This window comes from Vulcanococcus sp. CPBay_Sum15L08_68, assembly GCF_017855895.1.
GTDB lineage: Bacteria > Cyanobacteriota > Cyanobacteriia > PCC-6307 > Cyanobiaceae > Vulcanococcus.
Genome location: NZ_JAFMFX010000011.1, coordinates 1 through 17,856 on the forward strand (window position 1 = coordinate 1; position 17,856 = coordinate 17,856).

Annotated in this window: 19 protein-coding genes and 1 tRNA gene; 7 read left to right on the forward strand and 13 right to left on the reverse strand. The window is 62.2% G+C overall.

Annotation, left to right across the window (positions count from 1 at the left end; translation table 11 throughout):
* Positions 1–390: trehalose-6-phosphate synthase (locus QZ189_RS03170; RefSeq protein ID WP_296420909.1), on the reverse strand; the 390-nt coding region annotated here is incomplete at its 3' end.
* A gap of 155 nt (positions 391–545) precedes the next feature.
* On the reverse strand, positions 546–2,450 hold the full coding sequence (gene htpG, locus QZ189_RS03175; RefSeq protein WP_247479695.1) for a molecular chaperone HtpG: 1,905 nt from the start codon (positions 2,448–2,450) through the stop codon (positions 546–548).
* A gap of 150 nt (positions 2,451–2,600) precedes the next feature.
* Between htpG and QZ189_RS03180 the strand changes: the two genes are divergently transcribed.
* On the forward strand, positions 2,601–3,437 hold the full coding sequence (locus QZ189_RS03180) for a DUF3598 family protein (RefSeq protein ID WP_296415102.1): 837 nt from the start codon (positions 2,601–2,603) through the stop codon (positions 3,435–3,437).
* Positions 3,438–3,711: 274 nt separating this feature from the next.
* On the opposite strand, the gene QZ189_RS03185 is transcribed toward QZ189_RS03180, so the two are convergent.
* The 6 genes from QZ189_RS03185 to QZ189_RS03210 form a co-directional block, all read right to left on the reverse strand.
* Positions 3,712–3,978 carry a hypothetical protein gene (locus tag QZ189_RS03185; protein ID WP_247478527.1) on the reverse strand — a complete coding sequence of 89 codons (267 nt, stop codon included), beginning with the start codon at positions 3,976–3,978 and terminating at the stop codon, positions 3,712–3,714.
* Between the two features lie 69 nt (positions 3,979–4,047).
* Positions 4,048–4,230: a hypothetical protein gene (locus QZ189_RS03190; protein WP_029626309.1), complete on the reverse strand. Its 183-nt coding sequence runs from the start codon at positions 4,228–4,230 to the stop codon at positions 4,048–4,050.
* Between the two features lie 81 nt (positions 4,231–4,311).
* Positions 4,312–4,536: a 4Fe-4S dicluster domain-containing protein gene (locus tag QZ189_RS03195; protein ID WP_010317082.1), complete on the reverse strand. Its 225-nt coding sequence runs from the start codon at positions 4,534–4,536 to the stop codon at positions 4,312–4,314.
* Positions 4,537–4,590: 54 nt separating this feature from the next.
* Positions 4,591–5,757, reverse strand: coding sequence for an ATP phosphoribosyltransferase regulatory subunit (locus tag QZ189_RS03200; protein ID WP_247478525.1), 1,167 nt, complete (start codon positions 5,755–5,757; stop codon positions 4,591–4,593).
* A 28-nt stretch (positions 5,758–5,785) separates the two neighbouring features.
* A complete protein-coding gene (locus QZ189_RS03205) occupies positions 5,786–6,676 on the reverse strand; it encodes an inositol monophosphatase family protein (RefSeq protein WP_296415097.1) in 891 nt (296 codons plus the stop codon).
* Between the two features lie 8 nt (positions 6,677–6,684).
* Positions 6,685–7,050: a 2Fe-2S iron-sulfur cluster-binding protein gene (locus QZ189_RS03210; RefSeq protein ID WP_296415096.1), complete on the reverse strand. Its 366-nt coding sequence runs from the start codon at positions 7,048–7,050 to the stop codon at positions 6,685–6,687.
* A 118-nt stretch (positions 7,051–7,168) separates the two neighbouring features.
* On the opposite strand from QZ189_RS03210, the gene QZ189_RS03215 reads away from it, so the two are divergent.
* Positions 7,169–7,255: transfer RNA gene (locus tag QZ189_RS03215), tRNA-Ser, on the forward strand.
* 51 nt (positions 7,256–7,306) lie between these two features.
* On the opposite strand, the gene pstB is transcribed toward QZ189_RS03215, so the two are convergent.
* The 3 genes from pstB to pstC are packed head-to-tail and all read right to left on the reverse strand — an operon-like array spanning position 7,307 to position 10,011.
* Positions 7,307–8,125, reverse strand: a complete 819-nt coding sequence (gene pstB, locus QZ189_RS03220; protein ID WP_247478520.1) for a phosphate ABC transporter ATP-binding protein PstB — start codon at positions 8,123–8,125, stop codon at positions 7,307–7,309.
* 47 nt (positions 8,126–8,172) lie between these two features.
* The gene (gene pstA, locus QZ189_RS03225; protein ID WP_010317072.1) at positions 8,173–9,054 is read right to left on the reverse strand and encodes a phosphate ABC transporter permease PstA; all 882 of its coding nucleotides are present in this window, start codon (positions 9,052–9,054) and stop codon (positions 8,173–8,175) included.
* A 3-nt stretch (positions 9,055–9,057) separates the two neighbouring features.
* Positions 9,058–10,011 carry a phosphate ABC transporter permease subunit PstC gene (gene pstC / locus QZ189_RS03230; RefSeq protein ID WP_247478518.1) on the reverse strand — a complete coding sequence of 318 codons (954 nt, stop codon included), beginning with the start codon at positions 10,009–10,011 and terminating at the stop codon, positions 9,058–9,060.
* A 93-nt stretch (positions 10,012–10,104) separates the two neighbouring features.
* Here pstC and dnaK point away from each other — a divergent pair, with 93 nt between their 5' ends.
* Genes dnaK through murQ form a run of 4 tightly spaced genes read left to right on the forward strand, consistent with a single transcriptional unit; the run spans position 10,105 to position 14,712 of the window.
* Positions 10,105–12,354: a molecular chaperone DnaK gene (dnaK, locus tag QZ189_RS03235; protein WP_296415092.1), complete on the forward strand. Its 2,250-nt coding sequence runs from the start codon at positions 10,105–10,107 to the stop codon at positions 12,352–12,354.
* A gap of 17 nt (positions 12,355–12,371) precedes the next feature.
* Positions 12,372–13,328, forward strand: coding sequence for a DnaJ domain-containing protein (locus tag QZ189_RS03240; protein ID WP_010317069.1), 957 nt, complete (start codon positions 12,372–12,374; stop codon positions 13,326–13,328).
* Between the two features lie 29 nt (positions 13,329–13,357).
* Positions 13,358–13,798 (forward strand): DUF3110 domain-containing protein, encoded by a 441-nt coding sequence (locus tag QZ189_RS03245; protein WP_296420912.1) that lies wholly within the window; start codon positions 13,358–13,360, stop codon positions 13,796–13,798.
* Positions 13,795–14,712: an N-acetylmuramic acid 6-phosphate etherase gene (gene murQ / locus QZ189_RS03250; RefSeq protein WP_296420914.1), complete on the forward strand. Its 918-nt coding sequence runs from the start codon at positions 13,795–13,797 to the stop codon at positions 14,710–14,712. The genes QZ189_RS03245 and murQ overlap by 4 nt, the downstream gene beginning before the upstream one ends.
* Here the strand turns inward: murQ and QZ189_RS03255 are convergent.
* Positions 14,709–15,620 carry an S-methyl-5'-thioadenosine phosphorylase gene (locus QZ189_RS03255; RefSeq protein ID WP_010317066.1) on the reverse strand — a complete coding sequence of 304 codons (912 nt, stop codon included), beginning with the start codon at positions 15,618–15,620 and terminating at the stop codon, positions 14,709–14,711. The two genes, murQ and QZ189_RS03255, sit on opposite strands and share 4 nt — an antisense overlap.
* A gap of 69 nt (positions 15,621–15,689) precedes the next feature.
* Between QZ189_RS03255 and QZ189_RS03260 the strand changes: the two genes are divergently transcribed.
* Entirely contained in the window at positions 15,690–16,130 is a 441-nt protein-coding gene (locus tag QZ189_RS03260) for a peptidylprolyl isomerase (RefSeq protein WP_010317065.1), read from the forward strand.
* A 34-nt stretch (positions 16,131–16,164) separates the two neighbouring features.
* Here QZ189_RS03260 and ribBA read toward each other — a convergent pair whose 3' ends face one another.
* On the reverse strand, positions 16,165–17,796 hold the full coding sequence (gene ribBA, locus QZ189_RS03265) for a bifunctional 3,4-dihydroxy-2-butanone-4-phosphate synthase/GTP cyclohydrolase II (RefSeq protein ID WP_296415171.1): 1,632 nt from the start codon (positions 17,794–17,796) through the stop codon (positions 16,165–16,167).
* Positions 17,797–17,856 lie beyond the last annotated feature (60 nt).

Consider the following 17,856-nt stretch of genomic DNA (forward strand, 5'->3'; position numbering starts at 1 on the left):
CGCCTCCGCAAAGCGTTGATTGACCTCCCTGAAGGTCTGCCAGTCCGCGTTATTGACCTCAAAAAAGCTGGGAAAGCTGTGCAGGATCGGCCAGATCGATTCCTTGGATGTGACGTGATAAAAACTGCCGATCTGCTCCTGACGCAGCGGAATCCGCCTGAGCCGAATGGCAATCGGCTCCTCGATCGTCAGCGTTTCATCTTCGGCCCCTGGATCCTCGTTCTCTCGCCAGGCAATCCAGGTGCCTGAGGGATGGGAGCGGAACAGATTGCGGAGGGTTGGGATGATGCCGTTGGGGCTCTTCTGGTCTCGCCACTGCCTGGTTCCGTCCGCTTCGATCACCTCGTCAAAAGGGGAACGGTGATAGACGAGGACGAAGGAGCTCGGCATGCGGAAGCAGCAGGGATCACCTGTCCATCAGGCCGTGCCATTTGCAGGGTCGGCCCTGGGCTGCGAAGGGTTAGCCAGCCCAGACAGGCAATCTCCACCATCCCCTAGAGCCCAAGGGATGTCAAACCCAAGGGCCTCTCAAGAGGGCAGGCGTCCTAGAGACCGCGCTCCATCAGCTGCCCCATCAGATCGCAGCTGCGTTGCTGGAACCCGGCGAGTTCATTGGGCTCGAGTCCGCCGACGGCCAGTCGCGCCATTTCATAGAGATGGCGGCTGAGGTTGTCGGCCAAAGCCTGGCTAGGACTGGAGCCCGCTCCGGTGATGACCGAACCGGCCGAGAGCTTGATCAATCCCTCGACCAGACGGTGCTTGCGGTTGACCAGCAGCACGTGATGGTCTGGCAGACCGGGGAGGCGCTGCTCCATCAAGGCGCCCATGTCATTCATCCGGCGCATCTGCTCAGGCAGAAGGATCAGGGCCGCAGGGGCGTTCTCACCCTTGAGGGCCTGGACCTGGACCGTGACCTTGTCGTTGGAGAGCGCTGCCTTGAAGAGGTCCCTCAACTTCTCTGAGCTGTCCTTGCCCTCGGCGTCGCTGATCTCGTTGTCCTTCTCCTGAAGCGAGTCATCCAGTTCGCTGTCGACCCGCTGGAACTTCAGTTCCTCATGGCGGTATTCCAGCCAGGGAATGAATTGGGTGTCGATGAAGGTGTCGGCCAACAGCACCTCAGCTCCCTGGCTCTTCCAGAGGGCGAGGGCGCCGGCCTGACCGGCCTCATCGGTGCAATAGAGGATGCGCTTGTCGTTGTCGCTGCCAAGGCGTGAGCGGTAGCCCCCCAGGGTCGTGAAGGCCTTACCCCCCTCAGCTGCGATCGGATCAGCGTTGTCTCCCTCGGCCGCAGCGGCGGTGGTGCCAAAGAGAACGAGCTCGGCCACCTGATCGGCGAACTTCTCGTCTTCCATGGCACCGATCTTGATGAAGGGGGCCAGCGATTCCCAGATCTCGGCGTAACGCTTGGGTTCGTCCCGGTGGAGTTCCTTCAGGCGGTCACCCACCTTTTTGGCGACGAAGTTGCCGATGGAGCGCACCCGCCGGTCGGTTTGCAGAGCCGATCGGCTGACGTTCAGCGGAATGTCCGGTGAGTCGATGACACCTCGCAGGGGCAGGAGGTAGCGGGGGACGACCTCCTTGATCGAATCGCTGACGAAGACCTGGTTGCAGTAGAGCTTGATCTCGCCCTTTTCCCAATCCGCACGGCCGGTGGATTTGGGGAAATAAAGAATCCCCTGCAGGTTGTAGGGGTAGTCGGTGTTGAGGTGCACCCAGAGCAGGGGGTCCCCCTGGAAGGGGTAGAGATAGCGATAGAGCTCGATGTAGTCCTCATCGCTGAGCTCGCGAGGGCTCTTGCGCCAGGGGGCTTCGCGTTTGTTGACGGTCTCGCCTTCGAGCTGCACCTCCACTGGCATGAAGTCGCAGTAGGTGGTGATCAGCGTCCGGATCCGAGCCGGCTCGATGTATTCCTCCTCTTCCTCCATCAGATGGAGGATCACGTCCGTGCCGGGCTCGGAGCGCTCGGCTGCTTCAAGGCTGAAGTTCGGGGAGCCATCACAGCTCCAGCGAACGGCCTCGGACTCTCCCCGGGCGGAGCGGGTCACCAGCTCCACCTGCTTGGCGACCATGAAGCTGCTGTAGAAGCCCAGTCCGAAGTGGCCAATGATCGCGTCGGACTCTTGCTTGTACTTCTCGAGAAAGTCCTCGGCGCTCGAGAAGGCCACCTGGTTGATGTAGCGCTTGACCTCATCGGCGGTCATGCCGATGCCGTTGTCGGAAATGGTGAGGGTCTTGGCTTCGCGGTCGATGCGGATGCTGATCTTCCCCTCCGCTCCCTCGCTGCAGTCGCCAGCCATGGACGCCATGCGGCGCTTGCTGATGGCATCGACGCCATTGCTGACCAGTTCCCGCAGGAACACCTCGTGGCCGCTGTAGACGGCCTTTTTGATGATCGGAAAGATGTTCTCGGTATGGATCTGGATTTGACCCTGTTCCGCCTGAAGCACCACGGCTCTGATCACAACGTGATCACCAGAATCTCCCTAGCGAGGGGCTGACGCCAAGGGGCAGCGGTGGGCAGGAAACCGACCCCCCTGGATCTGCTGCTCACGACCTCGATGCTCAGCCTCTAGCTTCCGACTCGCGTTACGCCTGAGCTCATGTCCAGTCAGTGGGACAACTTCCTGCGCAACCTGGGCGAGTGGCGAGGGACGTTTTGCGGCTTAGCCGCCGATGGATCGATCGCCGACACGACCCCATCGATTTTGCGGTTGGAGGAAGGAGAGGAGGAGCGTTTAGTGCGCTTCAGCCTGCGCCGCTTTGGCCCGGAGGGTTACGACGGTGTCCCTATCCATGAGATGGCGCAGGACTACCGAAACCTCGGCAAACAGGTCGTGTTTTTCGAGAACGGGACGTTCTGCAAGGGCACGTTGCAGGTGTCCCCAGGTGCCGAATTTGGTGGGGAGTTCGGCTTTGTGGATGGCGACCGGCGCCACCGTTTGGTGCAACTGCACGGCAATGACGGTCGCTTTAGCAAGTTGGTTCTGATCCGCGAATTCCGCTCGGGCGGCCACGGAGAAGAGCAACCCTCCGCGAGCCTCGATCGCCTGGCCGGCCAATGGAGCGGTCAGGCTTCCACCATCAGTGCCGACTGGCCGGAACCCAGCCTTGATCAGGCCTCCTTCCAGATCAGCCAAGAGGGCGCCCAGGGGTTTTCGCTCCGCACCCAGATCGGTCCCCAGGAACACGAGATCAGCGGTGTCCTGCAGGGTCCCTGCCTCGGAACCGCTGGCGGCGAGCAGGAGCTGCAGCTGCAGTTGCTCCCGGATGCCGGCTTCAACCTGCGTCCCGTCCAGGTCAGCCATCGCGCTGCCTTTCAGCTTGAGGCCGGTTGGATGCCAACGCCCAACAGCATGCAGCGCTTGATCCGTCGCTACGACGCGTCCGGTGCCTGGCTCTCAGCCACCCAGATCAGGGCAACGCGTTCTGCGGGCTGAGGACGTCGGGGCGGTTGCGTCGGTTGTAGAGCCAGCCAGAGGAGGCTGAGTAGAGGGGCCAGGAAGCCACTGATCACCAGAACGGCAGCGAGCTGACGACCCCGGCCATGGGGTTCCCTGTGGAGAGGATCACCGCAATAGGCGCAATGGGGCTGTCCGTTGGGCCCCTGGACAGCTCGCGTGGGCCGAGGGGCGCAGTAGGGACAGTGGTAGTCCCCGGGCTTCACGCGTCCGCTGTAGGGATCTCTGCTCATCCGCCGCCTTGGGGCTGCCCCTACTGATGCACAGCCGAGCGGCACAGCAAGGGTTCTGGGGAGCGCAGCGTGCGCCAATCCCCGGTGCCCGTGGCGACCTCGACTCCTACCGGATGCTCGAGGGGATTAATGCTGCTCTGCTGCAGCCAGCCGATGGCATCCTCGATTGCCGCCTCGAGGCTGGGGTACAGGGCGTCAAGTTGGCGGTGCGGCTCGCAGAGCCCGTCGATCAGGCGGTAGATCCTTTGCTGCAGTCGTTGAGGTTCGTTCAGGATTCGCCAATTCATATTTCTCTTCCCGGAGGAAATTCCACTTTGAGGAGAACCTCAAGCAGTGGCGTATCTCCTCACACTCTTTTAACCAACCGGCTGGGCTTGATCCAGATCGCTCAGGCAGACCGTGAAGGTGGCGGAATGGCTGGGAAGCAGGGGCCAGGGTCTGACCCAGGCAGAACCGCTGACCTCATCAAGATTGACCAGCTGCAAGATGCAATCCGGTTTCGCGCTCAATTTGACCAGCGCGCCTGGCTCAAGGGACACGGCAAAACCACCGCAGATGGATCCACTCAAGCGCGGCACCTGGCCAAAAACCAAAGAAATGCTTAAGCCCTGACCTAAGGGTTAGGCGGCGCGCTGGAGCTCTGGCTTCTCCTCGGGGACGATGGCACCCGCAACGGGGCAGACCTGAAGGCAGATGCCGCAGTCGATGCAGGTGTCGAAGTCGATCCAGTAGAACTCGGTTCCCTTGGCGTTGGCTCCCGTTCCTGGGTTGATGCAGGCCACAGGGCAGGCATCAACGCAATCGGCCACGCCTTCGCAGACGTCGGTGACGATCGTGTGAGCCATCGGCAGGTTGCTGGGGTGGGCTGGATCTTAAGGAGTTGGGCTGGGGGTGCTGTCTCAGCCCATCCAGATCACGGCTTGGCAACCGCGTGCTGCGGCTTCGGCTTGTGCCTCAGCCTCTGAGCCACAGGGGCGATCCAGGAGCATGCAGGCTTGACCCTTGGCATGCTGTTCAGCCTGGGCGGCAAAGGCCGCGGGAAGCTGACTGAGGTCTCGAACGCTGAGCAGCGTGACGGCCCGTTGCTGCGGTGCAGTGTTCTCTGTTCCAAGCAGTCCCTGGATTGCCTCGAGGTCGAAGCTGAACCCGAGGCCTGAGGCCGCACCACCAAAGCGCTCCACCAGGGCGTCGTAACGACCACCACTGGCGATCTCGACTGGAGCATCGACGCCCTGGCAGACGACCTTCAGCACCAGACCGTCATAGAGGTCGAAGTGGGGTTGGAAGGTGGGGTCGAGCTGCAGCTCAACATGGGCCTCGGTTGCAGCGGAGGCCACCAACTGGAGGCTGGCGCTGAGGTGCTCCAGGTCACTGGAGGGGCCGAGCATCGATTCCAGCTGCCTTAGGACCTGATCCGGAGCGCCACGTAGACGCATCAATTGCTCAAGGCTCTGGCGTTGCTCGCTTGGCAGCTGCAGGCCGGCCAGAGCAAGCGGATCAAAACTGATCAGGGCCTTTCTGACGGCGTTGCGTTGCTCCGGCGGAACCTGATTGAGCAGGGCGGAGAGAACACCGTGGTGGCCCAGCAGCAGCTTTGGCCGATGCTCTGCCCCGATGCCGACCTTGGCGATGCAGGCGAGCAGGAGGCGCAGCAACTCAGCATCGGCGACGCTGGCGTGACCGCCTAATAGTTCAACGCCGCTCTGAAGTTGCTCTTCAAGGCGCTGTTGGCCGGTGTCGCTTTGAACGCTGCGAAAGACGGTGCCACAACTCCAGAGACGCAGCGGCCTGGGGAGCTCCGCCATGCGTGTGCAGGCGGCCCTGGCAATCGAGGCAGTCATCTCGGGACGGAGACCTAAGGGGTCATCGCTGGCAAGACGAACCACTTCCCGGTCATTGATGCGACCACCGGCCTCCAAGGTCTGCAGCCGCTCGACGCTCGGGGGACTGACTTCGACGTATCCCCAGAGGCGATAGACCTGGCCCAGTTGCTCGGACAGCCAACGGTTGCCGTCCACCTCACGGGGATTGAGATCCCTGGTTCCGGCAGCCGGTTGAAGTGCCATCGCAAGGCCAGGTCGAAGTCGCCCGATCCTATGGAGTGGGCTGATCCAGCTCGGGCGCACCAAAGCTGCTGCCCGCCAATGGTTTGCATTGAGCAAGCCCATCCACGAGGGCCTGTTGCAGCTCAGGCGTGCAGGCAATCAGCTTTCCACTGGCCAATTCAGCGGGGGATCCGTCGTAGGCACAGACCACGCCACCGGCCTGCTCCACCAGGGCCATGCCTGCGGCGAGGTCCCATGGAGAGAGACCGCGCTCCCAATAGCCATCCAGCAGACCCTGGGCCACAAACGCCAGATCAACAGCCGCTGCACCACCCCGGCGGACACCGCGGGTTCGGTGGGTGAAGTAAGCGAATTCCGCGTAGTTGTTGTCCAAGCGGGTGTGGCGGTCATAGGCAAAGCCCGTGACCAACAAGGACTCTCCAAGGCTGCTGCAGCTGCTGACCTGTATGGCCTCGTCGTTGCACCAGGCGCCAAGGCCAGGGGCGGCCCAATAGAGCCGCTCGAGGGCTGGCACCGCGAGGGCACCCAGCAGGGGCTGGCCGCGCCAGGTCAGACCAATGGAGGTGCCAAAAAAGGGATAGCCATGGGCGTAGTTCGTGGTGCCGTCGAGGGGATCGACGCACCACTGCAGGGCGCTGTCTTTCCCTTCCTTCCTTCCGCTCTCCTCAGCCAGGACCCCCAGGTCGGGGGTCTGCTCTGAAAGAACCCTCAGCACCGCCTGCTCGGCAGCCACATCGGCTTCGGTCACGAGATCACCGGCGCGGCCCTTTTCGCGGATCCGCTCCAGTCGTCCAAACAGGGACTTCAGCTCGGCTGCTCCTGCCGCAGCCGCCTGCCTGGCCACGGCACTGAGGCGTTCCAGCTCAGCTGAACTCAGACCCGACCCTTGGGCCGCTTGATCGGTCAGTCGTGTCGTCATCGCTGGCGTCATTCCTCATCCAGGGGCAGTCCTGCCCGCACCTTGCCGCGGCCGAAGTGGCGTCCGAACTGCAGTTCGTAGACCTCGTCCTCATCCTGGGTCTCCACTTCCAGGGGTCCCGTGGCCCTGGCCACGCAGAGCAGGCCGTAGCCACGGCTTCGGACCTCCTTCGAGAGGCCCAGGGCTTCACGCTGGTCGATCTGGCCCTCGAGCACCCGCACGGCGCAGGCGGTGCAGCACCCGTTGCGGCAACTGAAGGGCAGGGGTTCTCCCTGCTGTTCAAAGCTTTTGAGGATGTACTCCCCTTCAGGCACGTTCAGCTGGATCGTGCGGTTCTCCTGGCGCCAATGAACCGTGATCGGGTGACTGTGCATGGAGCAGCAATCCAACGGGGGGAGCAGTGACTGCTACATTCTCGTCGTTGCCCCCGCGCAGCCGCGACGTCTTCTGTGGTCTTTGGATCCAGAGATGGAGCTGCGAAAAGCCCCTCACGGAGAGGTGGCCGAGTGGTCGAAGGCGCAGCACTGGAAATGCTGTATAGGGGCAACTCTATCGAGGGTTCGAATCCCTCCCTCTCCGTTTGGAAAGCCGCTCTCTGAGCGGCTTTTTCATGCCAATTTTTGAACGAACTCAGCCAAAACGGCCGGTGACGTAGTCCTGGGTAGCCTGTTCTTTAGGAGCATTAAAGATTTGCTCCGTCTCTGCAAATTCAACGAGCGCTCCAACCTTGCTCTCGCGGTCACTGCGCTGGCTGACATTAAAGAAACCGGTGTAATCGCTGACGCGAACGGCCTGCTGCATGTTGTGCGTCACGATCACAATCGTGTAGTTCTTCTTGAGCTCATGCATCATTTCTTCGATCTTCAACGTGGAGATCGGATCCAGAGCTGAGCAAGGTTCATCCATCAAGATGACCTCGGGCTCAATGGCAATGGTCCTTGCGATGCAGAGGCGCTGCTGCTGGCCGCCTGAGAGGGCATAGCCACTTTCTCTGAGTTTGTCCTTGGTCTCATCCCAGAGAGCCGCTTTGCGCAGGGAGCGCTCTACGAGTTCGTCCATATCGCCCTGGTAACCATTCACGCGGGCACCAAAGGCGATGTTCTCGTAGATGCTTTTCGGAAACGGATTGGGTTTCTGGAAGACCATGCCAATCCGCCGGCGAACTTCGACCGGATCAACGTGCCGGGCATAGATGTCCTGTTGATCGAAGACGACGCGACCCTTGATCGAACAGCCGTCGATCAAGTCGTTCATCCGGTTCAGGGCCCGAAGCACCGTGCTCTTGCCACAGCCGGAGGGGCCAATAAAGGCCGTGACCTGGCCGCGCGGGATCTCCATATAGACCCCCCGAACGGCTTCCTTGCTGCCGTAGCTGATCGAGACATCCTGCAGGGATAGGCAAACCCCGTTGCTGCTGACGTTGGGGCTGGCCGGGGGGGAGGAGATCACGATCGTGGTGCTCAGACGTGTTGAGAAAGCAGAGGGAAGGGCCCAGATCAGGTGCTGGAGAGGCGCCCGATCCAGCGGGCCAGCAGATTGGCCAACAGGATCATCATCACCAAGACGAAGGAGGCCGCCCAAGCCAAGGAGATTTGGGCCTCGTAGGGCATGATCGCGTAGTTGTAGATCAGCACCGACATCGAGGCGATTGGGTTGAGTACCCCATCGGCCCAGAACGGTGAGAAAAGAGCTGTGAAGATCAGCGGTGCTGTCTCGCCCGCTGCCCGGGCGATCCCCAGGACAACACCCGTCGCGATCGGTGCGAAGGCCGCAGGAAGCGTGACCCGCGTAATCGTCACGACCTTCGAAGCCCCAACGCCCATGGCACCCCAGCGGAGTTCCTGGGGCACCAGCTTCAGTCCTTCATCGGTGGTCTTGATCACCGTGGGAATCATCAGCACAGCCAGTGCCATCCCCCCCGCAACGGCGCTGTAGCTCTGGCCAGCAATGACCCGGGTGCTGACGATGAGTCCATAGATAAAGACGCCGCAGATGATCGACGGCACGCCAGAAAGCACATTCGTGCCAAAACGCACGAACTGGGCGAAGCCGCCAGAGCGTGAATACTCCGCCAGGTAAATGCCGCCGCCAACTCCCACGGGAATGGCGATCAAGCTGGCCAAGGCCGTAATCAACAGGGTGCCAACGATCGCGTTACCAATGCCGCCGCCATCGAGCCCCGGAGGGGGTGGCAATTCAGTGAGGAGCTGCCAATTGATCAGCGAGCCGCCCTTGAGCAGCACATAAACCAGCACCAGCACGAGCGGAAGGACCGCCAGTCCGGTGAAGAGTGCTGCAACCGTGGTGAAGATCCGATTCCAAAGATTGCGGGCCAGGCCGTTGCGGTAACGAAGGCTTCCGTATTGAGAAAGGGTCATGGCTCAGTACTTCAGGCTCAGTCGCTTCACCACTTGCTGGGCCAATAGGTTCACCAGCAAGGTCATCAGCATCAAAACCAGGGCCGCATACATCAGGGCCGACACCTGAATGCCATCGGCCTCACCAAATTGGTTGGCCAGCATTGAAGAAATCGTGTTGGCTGGCGCAAGCAGGCTGAAGCTGAAGTTGTTGGAGTTGCCGATGATCATCGTGACCGCCATGGTCTCGCCCATGGCCCGCCCCAACGCCAACATCACTCCTCCGGTGATGCCAGAAATGGCAGCCGGCAGCATGACCTGGAAAATTGCTCCCCAGCGGGTGGTACCGATGCCATAGGCCGCCTGGCGCAGGCCATCGGGAACCTGCCGTAGGGCGTCCCGGGAGATGGCCGTAATGATCGGCAGGATCATCACCACCAAGATCAGGGACGCTGGCGCCATGCCGGGGCCCTGGGGTTCTGTCGAAAACAGCGGTATCCAGCCCAGGTAGCGGTGGAGATCCGTCAGGAAAGGGCGAAGGAAGGGCTCCATCACGACGATCGCCCAAAGCCCCAAGACCACTGAGGGAATGGCCGCCAGCAGTTCGACCATCACCCCCAGGACCTCGCGGATGGCCTTGGGAATGATGTTTTCAGTCAAAAAAATGGCAGTGCCCACCCCAAGGGGCACGGCGATCAGCAGCGCCACGCTTGAACTGACCAGCGTTCCGTAGATGGCGGTGAAGGCGCCGTAGTGCTCACTGATCGGATCCCAGTCCGAGGTCGTGATGAAGGACAGCCCAAAGGTCTGGATGGCCTCCCAGGCCCCCGTGAAGACCGTCAGAAGAATCGCGAACACCAACAGACCCACCGCCCCAGCCAGGGCAACGGCGAGTTGCTGGAATCCCCGATCGGTCGCCCGTTCAGCGGCAGACCGACGCCGCAAGGCGAAGAGCTCAAGGCGCGGACTCCTGGCCATGGGGTTCTTAACCTCCTAGGAATCTATCCCTCAGCCCCCACTGCCGTTAGCTTTGGGGCACAACGTGGATGGCCCCAGGGCGCAGGAACGCAGTTGGCACGGATCGTTGGAATCGACCTGGGAACCACCAACTCCGTGGTTGCGGTGCTCGAAGGTGGGCGTCCGCAGGTGATCGCCAGTGCCGAGGGGGGCCGTACCACCCCTTCCGTTGTTGGCTTCAGCAAGGACCAGGAGCTGCTGGTGGGTCAGTTGGCCCGGCGTCAGCTGGTTCTCAACCCAAGAAACACCTTCGCCAACCTCAAGCGTTTCGTTGGCCGCCAGTGGGATGAGCTGGATGACGGCAGCCTGAGTGTTCCCTATACGGTTCGAGCCAACGATCAGGGCAATGTCCGGGTGGTCTGCCCCGCCACGGAACGGGAGTACGCCCCTGAAGAGCTGGTTGCCAGCGTGCTGCGCAAGTTGGTGGATGACGCCAGCACCTATCTGGGTGAACCGGTGGAGGCCGCGGTGATTACGGTCCCGGCCTATTTCAATGATGCCCAGCGCCAGGCCACCCGTGACGCTGGTCGCTTGGCCGGCATTTCGGTCGAGCGGATCCTGAATGAGCCCACTGCAGCGGCACTGGCCTATGGCTTTGACCGAAGCACCGTCAAGCGCGTGCTGGTCTTTGACCTCGGCGGTGGCACCTTTGACGTCTCAATCCTGCGTGTTGCCCAGGGGGTCTTTGACGTCAAGGCCACTAGTGGAGACACGCAACTCGGCGGGAACGACTGGGATCGCCGCATTGTTGATTGGTTGGCCGATGCCTTCCAAAAGGAGCATGAGATCGATTTGCGCCGGGATCGCCAGGCACTTCAGCGCCTGACTGAGGCGGCTGAGAAGGCCAAGATCGAACTCAGTGGTGTTCAAAGCACACCGATCTCTCTTCCGTTTATTGCCACCGGTCAGGACGGCCCTCTCCATATCGAGACCACCCTCGAGCGCAGCACCTTTGAGGGCCTCTGCCCCGATCTGCTGGATCGCCTGCTTCGACCGGTTCAGAGGGCGCTTCGCGATTCCGGTTTTGCCGCGGAGGACATCGACGATGTGGTCCTCGTTGGTGGATCAACGCGGATGCCAATGGTGCAGCAGATGGTGCGAACCCTCGTACCGCTGGAGCCCTGCCAGTCGGTGAACCCCGATGAAGTCGTCTCGATTGGTGCCGCTGTACAGGCCGGAATCCTGACCGGCGAACTCCGGGATCTGATGCTCAATGACGTCACTCCCCTTTCCCTTGGTTTGGAAACCATCGGTGGAGTGATGAAGGTGCTGATTCCGCGCAACACGTCTATTCCTGTTCGCAAGAGCGATCTCTTCAGCACCTCGGAAGCCAACCAAAGTTCCGTCGAGATCCATGTGCTCCAGGGCGAGCGTCAGATGGCCGATGGAAACAAGAGTCTTGGTCGTTTCAAGCTGTCCGGGATTCCCCCAGCACCGCGGGGCGTGCCTCAAGTGCAGGTCTCGTTCGACATCGATGCCAACGGATTACTCCAGGTCTCGGCGACGGATCGGACCACCGGCCGTCAGCAGAGCGTCAGCATCCAGGGCGGCTCCAATCTCAGTGAAGACGAGATCAAAACCCTGATTGCTGAGGCCGAGGAGAAGGCCAGTGAAGACCGCCGCAAACGGGCCGAGATCGATCGGCGCAATCGCGCTCAGACCTTGGTGGGACAAGCCGAGCGCAGGCTCAGAGACGCTGCTCTCGAGCTCGGTCCCTATGGCGCCGAACGCCAGCAGCGAGCCGTTGAGGTCGCCATGCGCGACGTCCAGGAGATGTTGGCTGATGGAGACCTCAGCGAACTCGACATCAGCGTGAGTCAGCTTCAGGAGGCCATCTATGGACTGAACCGCCGACTCGCGAGCGAACGCAAACAGGACGCCAATCCAATCCAGGGCATTAAGAACACCTTGGGCTCCCTCAAGGACGAGCTCTTCGCTGAAGACGACTGGGATGACTGGGACCGCCCAGGACGCTCCCGCGATCCCTGGAGCGAGCCCCGCTACGGCGGCGGTTGGCAGGAAGACCGTTGGGATCGTCCAAGCCTCGATCGGTTTGATCCCCCCCGCCCGCGCTGGGAAGAGCCTCCAAGCCCCCGGGAGAGGGAGCTGCAACCGGCCCGTCGTTATGACCAGTCCAATGGCTACTTCGAGGAGCGTTATCAACCCGCTGATCCCTACGAGGATGCCTATGACGAGCCTCGCCAGCAGCCCCGTGAGGAGCGCTTTGCTGACCGCAGGCCCACCACCACCCCGACGACACCGAATCACGGCTCCTACGAGGGAGATCCCTGGGCTGAGGACTGACGGAGGTGAGTCCTGTGATGTCCGAACCGGGCAGCATTAATCATTGGGCCGTTCTGGGACTGGACCCAGGGTCTGACGCCTCTTCGCTCAAGCGAGCGTTTCGTCAACAGGCACGCCGCTGGCACCCCGATTTAAACGGGGATGATCCCCATGCCGAAGAGCAGTTCAAGGCGGTGAACGAGGCCTATGCGGTCTTGAGTGACCCGCAACGGCGTCAACAGTGGGAAGCCGGTCTCGACGAAGCGACGGCCGCCTCGGCCGGACTGGATCCCTTTGCGACGGGCTTTCCTGACTTCGAGGACTATCTCGATGTTCTCTTTCATCGAGAGCGCAGACGTCCACGTCACCAGGACGCTGATGAGGACTTCTCCGCTCCGGAACCGGAGCCCTTTCGGGAGTACGGCACTGGCGAGGTCACGCCACCCGTGCCACCGCCGCCCCCTCCGGTGGTGGCCAGCGAGGAGCTCGAGTCGGTGGTGAATCTCACCCCTGAGCAGGCCCTCGAGGGCGTACGGGTGGAGCTGGACCTTCCCGATGGAACGGCGATCGAGGTGTGGACTCCGCCAATGGCCGGGGACGGCTGGCGACTACGCCTCGCCGGGGTCGCCCCGGGGGGCAGAGATCATTTCCTGCAGCTACGGGTGCGCACCGACGAGGGCCTGCGCATTGATGGTCTAAGGGTTCACTACCAATTGGAGCTCTCCCCCGCCGAGGGTGCCTTGGGCTGCACCGCTGTGGTCCCGACCCTTGACGGCCCCGTGCAGCTGCGCATCCCTCCCGGCTCCTCCAGTGGTCGTTTGCTGCGTTTGCGATCCCGCGGCTTGACGCGGATGGAGCAGCGGGGAGACCAACTTGTTGAAATCCGCCTGGTCGTTCCTCAGGGGCTGACTGAGGCGGAGGAAGCGCTGTACCGCCGGCTGCAACAGCTCGCAGAGGAAATTGAAGGTGAGCGCGAACGCTCGGTGAATCAGTGAGACACTGGTGATTGACCCGTGCGCGTTGGATGTCGGTTCACGTTCTGCTCTTTGACGCTGGCAGCGAGAACGAGGGCATTCACTCTCTGGAACTCAATGGTTCCACCGTCGTTCTGCTCTTTGAGGACCGTGACGATGCCGAGCGCTATGCCGGATTGCTGGAGGCGCAGGATTTCCCCACCCCAAGCGTTGAAGCGATCGAGCGTCGCGAAATGGAGGAGTTCTGCTCCAGCGCCGGTTACGAAGCGCGCTTCGTCCCGAGTGGCTTCTTGCCGCAGACCGCTGAGGAGCGTTTGCTGATTGCTCCTCCAGAGAAAAACATGGACACGACAACCTGGCGGGACCAGCCCGAGCCAGGTCAGGAGACCACGCAAACCGCCGAGGCTCCCTTGGCTCCGACGGAAGAGCCCATCAGTACCGGCGACAGCGAATTGGAAGCCTTTCGCCGGCGCCTTGAGGGTCTGCTGTGAGCCCAGGCGCCTTTGAGGATGTGCAGCGGGGGCACCTGCTGACTGAACAGGTCAATCCCGCCAGCAGCGAACTGGATGCGCTGAGTACTGAAGACCTTGTTGGCGTCTTTGTTGCTGAGGACCGAAAGCCCCAAGAGGCTGTGGCTGGAGCCGCTGCTGCCCTTGCACAAGCGATCGATGCAATCGCGCAGCGGCTTCAGGCGGGCGGGCGCCTCTTCTACCTGGGTGCAGGTACTTCGGGCCGGCTCGGAGTCCTCGATGCAGCGGAATGTCCCCCCACCTTCTGCAGTGCCCCGGAGTTAGTGCAGGGGGTTCTGGCCGGTGGCGCTCCGGCCCTTTTGCGCAGTTCTGAGGGTCTGGAGGACCTGTTCGACGCCGGGCGATCTGACCTCGAAGCGCGGGGCTTTGGCTCGGGCGATGCCCTGGTCGGCATTGCAGCAGGGGGCACGACCCCCTATGTCCATGGTGGGCTGGCCCATGCCCGTTCCCTTGGCGCACTGGCCATTGCGATGGCCTGTGTTCCTGCGGAGCAGGTGCCGATGCCCTGTGACATCGATATTCGCCTAATTACCGGCCCCGAGGTGCTGACCGGGTCCACCCGTCTGAAGGCCGGGACCGCGACGAAGATGGCCTTGAACATCCTCAGTACCGGCGTGATGGTTCGCCTGGGGAAGGTCTACGGCAACCGGATGGTTGATGTTGCCGTGACCAACAGCAAGTTGGAGGATCGGGCGCTGCGCATCCTCTCGGATCTGGCCGGTGTGAGCCGCGAGCAGGGACGAGCTCTGCTTGAAGCCAGTGCTGGCTCGGTGAAGTTGGCCCTGGTGATGGCCCGCCGCTCGCTGGATGCCGCGCAGGCAGCCGAGGTCCTCGAGCGCAGTGGCGGCAACCTCCGCCAGGCCCTCTTGGCTTAACCCTTAAACGGCCCCCAATAGGGCTCAGTGAAGAGATTGAGCTTCACTCGAGTCGCCGCAGGAACCTGATCGGCGGGGGTCATCAGTGCATCCTGCAGGGCGTGGTGCGCCGCACTGGCGGGCCTCAGGGCTGCGATCCGCTCCGCCGTGGTCCTGACGATCTGGGTCGCGAGGGCCGCATTGGCCTTGAGATTGCCGATCACCATCTCGACGGTCACGCTGTCGTGGTCGGCATACCAACAGTCGTAGTCCGTGGCCATCGCCAGGGTGGCGTAGGCGATTTCTGCTTCTCGGGCGAGTCTGGCCTCGGTGTGGTTCGTCATCCCGATCACCGAACAGCCCCAGCTTCGATAGAGGTTGGACTCGGCCCGGGTGGAGAAGGCGGGACCTTCCATGCAGAGATAGGTTCCGCCGCGGTGCAGGGTCCTGCCCTCCGGCATCAAGCTGTCGGCGACATCCGCCAACAGGCGGCTGAGGCTGGGGCAGAAGGGATCCGCCAGGGCCACATGGGCCACAGCGCCGTTGCCAAAGAAGCTGTTCGGTCGCTCTCGGGTGCGGTCAATGAATTGATCGGGCACCACCATGTCCAACGGGGGGATCTCCTGCTGGAGTGAGCCCACCGCTGATGGGGAGAGGATCCAGCGCACGCCGAGGGAGCGCATCGCCCAGATGTTGGCCCTGTAGGGAACCTCCGTCGGCAGGAAGGTGTGATGGCGGCCATGGCGCGCCAGGAAAACCACCTCCATGCCGCCCAATCGGCCCAGACGCAGTTGATCCGAGGGAGGACCAAAGGGGGTCTCGATGGTGAGCTCCTGGACATCCTCCAATCCCTCCATTGCGTAGAGCCCACTGCCGCCCAGGACCCCAAGACGGGCCTGGCTGAGATCGACGGAATGGGGGACGGACATCACCACTGATCAGATCCCATCACTTCTACCGGAGCGCCCATACTGAGGCGGTTTGCTGACGATCTCACCGTGACCAAAGCCGTGATGGAGACCGACGCCGGCACGATCGAACTGGAACTGTTCGAAGCCGACGCGCCCAACACCGTGGCCAACTTCGTGAAGCTGGCCAAGGACGGCTTCTATGACGGCCTGGCCTTCCACCGTGTCATCCCCGGATTTATGGCCCAGGGGGGCTGCCCGAACAGCCGTGAGGGTGCCCGCGGCATGGCCGGCACCGGTGGTCCTGGCTATCAGATCGACTGCGAGATCAACGCTCAGAAGCACCAGGCCGGCACCCTGGCCATGGCCCACGCCGGCAAGAACACCGGTGGCTCACAGTTCTACATCTGCCATGAGGCCCAGCCTCACCTCGATGGCGTCCACACCGTCTTCGGTCACACCGGAAACATGGACGTGGTCCTGGCGCTGAAGAACGGCAGCCGGATCAACAAGGTCACGATCCAAGGCTGATCGCTGGTCGGGGCTGCCCAGCAGCCCCACTCCCTCAACACCAGCGCAGCAGGGCTCCGCTTTCAAACGGGACCCCCGCCTGACCCGAGCGCAATTCCTGGAGCGGTCTGCGCTGCGCTTCCAGAGTGTTGCTCGGATGTGAGCTGCGCTGCGCATCGGGCGCCAACAACAGGCTCACGCTTTGGGTCTCCGGCCAGTCCGCCATGGTTCTCAGGATCTGTCGCAGGCCTTCAGAATTTCCGCCGTTCACGAGAACGGCCAATTCCGGCTGATCCATCAGGGCCAACACCCGGGAGTGTTCTTCCCGCTCCAACTCCAATCCTTGCTGCTCGGCCCAGTCGGAGAGCTGCTGAAACAAGCTCGCACTGTTGGCCTCGTCCTGGCCTGAACTCGGCTTCCAGGCCAGGACTGCCGCTGGTCCTTGGACGGCGGCGGTGTCCATCAAGTGCCCCAATTTCGCCTGTTTGGTTTGCAGGTAATTGACGTTGTGCTGGCCGGGATCCATCACCAGGGGCACCCGGTCCACCACCTCAAGGCCGTAGCCACCGAGGCCTGCAATCTTGCGCGGATTGTTGGTGATCAGCTTGAGACGGTGAATCCCTAGATCACTGAGGATTTGCGCTCCGACGCCGTAGTTGCGCAGGTCCGCCGGAAAGCCCAGTCTTTCGTTGGCCTCGACGGTGTCCAAGCCGCCGTCCTGCAGGGAATAGGCCTTGAGTTTGTTGATCAGGCCGATGCCCCGGCCCTCCTGTCTGAGATAGACCACGACGCCCTCGCCGGCCTCCTCGATGATCCGCAGGGCGGATTCCAGTTGCGGGCGGCAATCACAGCGCAGGGAGCCGAAGGCATCGCCGGTGAGGCACTCGCTGTGCACCCGAACCAAGACGGGACCTGCCGAGTGTTCTGGGTTGCCTTTAACGATGGCCACATGGTCCGAACCATCGAGCTCGTTGCGATAGCCAATCGCCCGAAACTGACCGAAGGCACTCGGGAGCATGGCTTCGGCCTGGCGCCGAACAAAGCGCTCCGTATCGAGCCGGTAGCGAATCAGGTCCGCAATGTTGATGAAGCGCAAGCCATGGCGCTTGGCGTACTCCGCCAATTGCGGCAGCCGGGCCATGGAGCCATCGGCGTTTTGGATCTCACAGATCACGCCTGCTGGATAGAGACCCGACATCCGTGCCAAGTCGACGGCCGCTTCGGTGTGCCCGGCGCGCTTCAACACGCCCCCTTGCTTGGCCCGCAGGGGGAAGATGTGGCCCGGCCTGCGCAGATCGTTCGGACGGGTCCCCGGGTGGATGGCGACTTGGATCGTGCGAGCCCGGTCTTCCGCTGAGATGCCTGTGGAGACTCCGTTCTCGGGGCCTGCGTCCACGCTGACGGTGAAGGCCGTTTGATTGCTGTCGGTGTTGCGATCGACCATCAGTGGCAGGTCGAGCGCGTCGAGACGCTCACCCTCCATCGCCAGACAGATCAGGCCCCGCGCCTCGGTGGCCATGAAGTTGATCTGCTCCGGTGTAGCGAATTGGGCAGCGCAGATCAGATCCCCTTCATTCTCCCGGTTTTCGTCGTCCACCACCACGACCATTTCGCCATTGCGGATCGCGGCCAGACCGTCGGCGATGGAATCGAAGACAAACGAGTCCTGAGTCAGGGGCTGGTTCAGGGAAGGCGGGCCCGACGGCCAGGTGCACTGACACTTTTATAGAGCCCGGTACGATCGGCC

Excerpts from the sequence above, each read along its gene's own strand:
- QZ189_RS03180 (WP_296415102.1), top strand. The coding sequence starts at position 2,601 with ATGTCCAGTCAGTGGGACAACTTCCTGCGCAACCTGGGCGAGTGGCGA.
- QZ189_RS03195 (WP_010317082.1), bottom strand. The coding sequence starts at position 4,536 with ATGGCTCACACGATCGTCACCGACGTCTGCGAAGGCGTGGCCGATTGC.
- pstA (WP_010317072.1), bottom strand. The coding sequence starts at position 9,054 with ATGACCCTTTCTCAATACGGAAGCCTTCGTTACCGCAACGGCCTGGCC.
- QZ189_RS03210 (WP_296415096.1), bottom strand. The coding sequence starts at position 7,050 with ATGCACAGTCACCCGATCACGGTTCATTGGCGCCAGGAGAACCGCACG.
- QZ189_RS03200 (WP_247478525.1), bottom strand. The coding sequence starts at position 5,757 with ATGGCACTTCAACCGGCTGCCGGAACCAGGGATCTCAATCCCCGTGAG.
- QZ189_RS03205 (WP_296415097.1), bottom strand. The coding sequence starts at position 6,676 with ATGACGACACGACTGACCGATCAAGCGGCCCAAGGGTCGGGTCTGAGT.
- QZ189_RS03245 (WP_296420912.1), top strand. The coding sequence starts at position 13,358 with ATGTCGGTTCACGTTCTGCTCTTTGACGCTGGCAGCGAGAACGAGGGC.
- pstC (WP_247478518.1), bottom strand. The coding sequence starts at position 10,011 with ATGGCCAGGAGTCCGCGCCTTGAGCTCTTCGCCTTGCGGCGTCGGTCT.
- QZ189_RS03240 (WP_010317069.1), top strand. The coding sequence starts at position 12,372 with ATGTCCGAACCGGGCAGCATTAATCATTGGGCCGTTCTGGGACTGGAC.
- QZ189_RS03255 (WP_010317066.1), bottom strand. The coding sequence starts at position 15,620 with ATGTCCGTCCCCCATTCCGTCGATCTCAGCCAGGCCCGTCTTGGGGTC.
- QZ189_RS03185 (WP_247478527.1), bottom strand. The coding sequence starts at position 3,978 with ATGAATTGGCGAATCCTGAACGAACCTCAACGACTGCAGCAAAGGATC.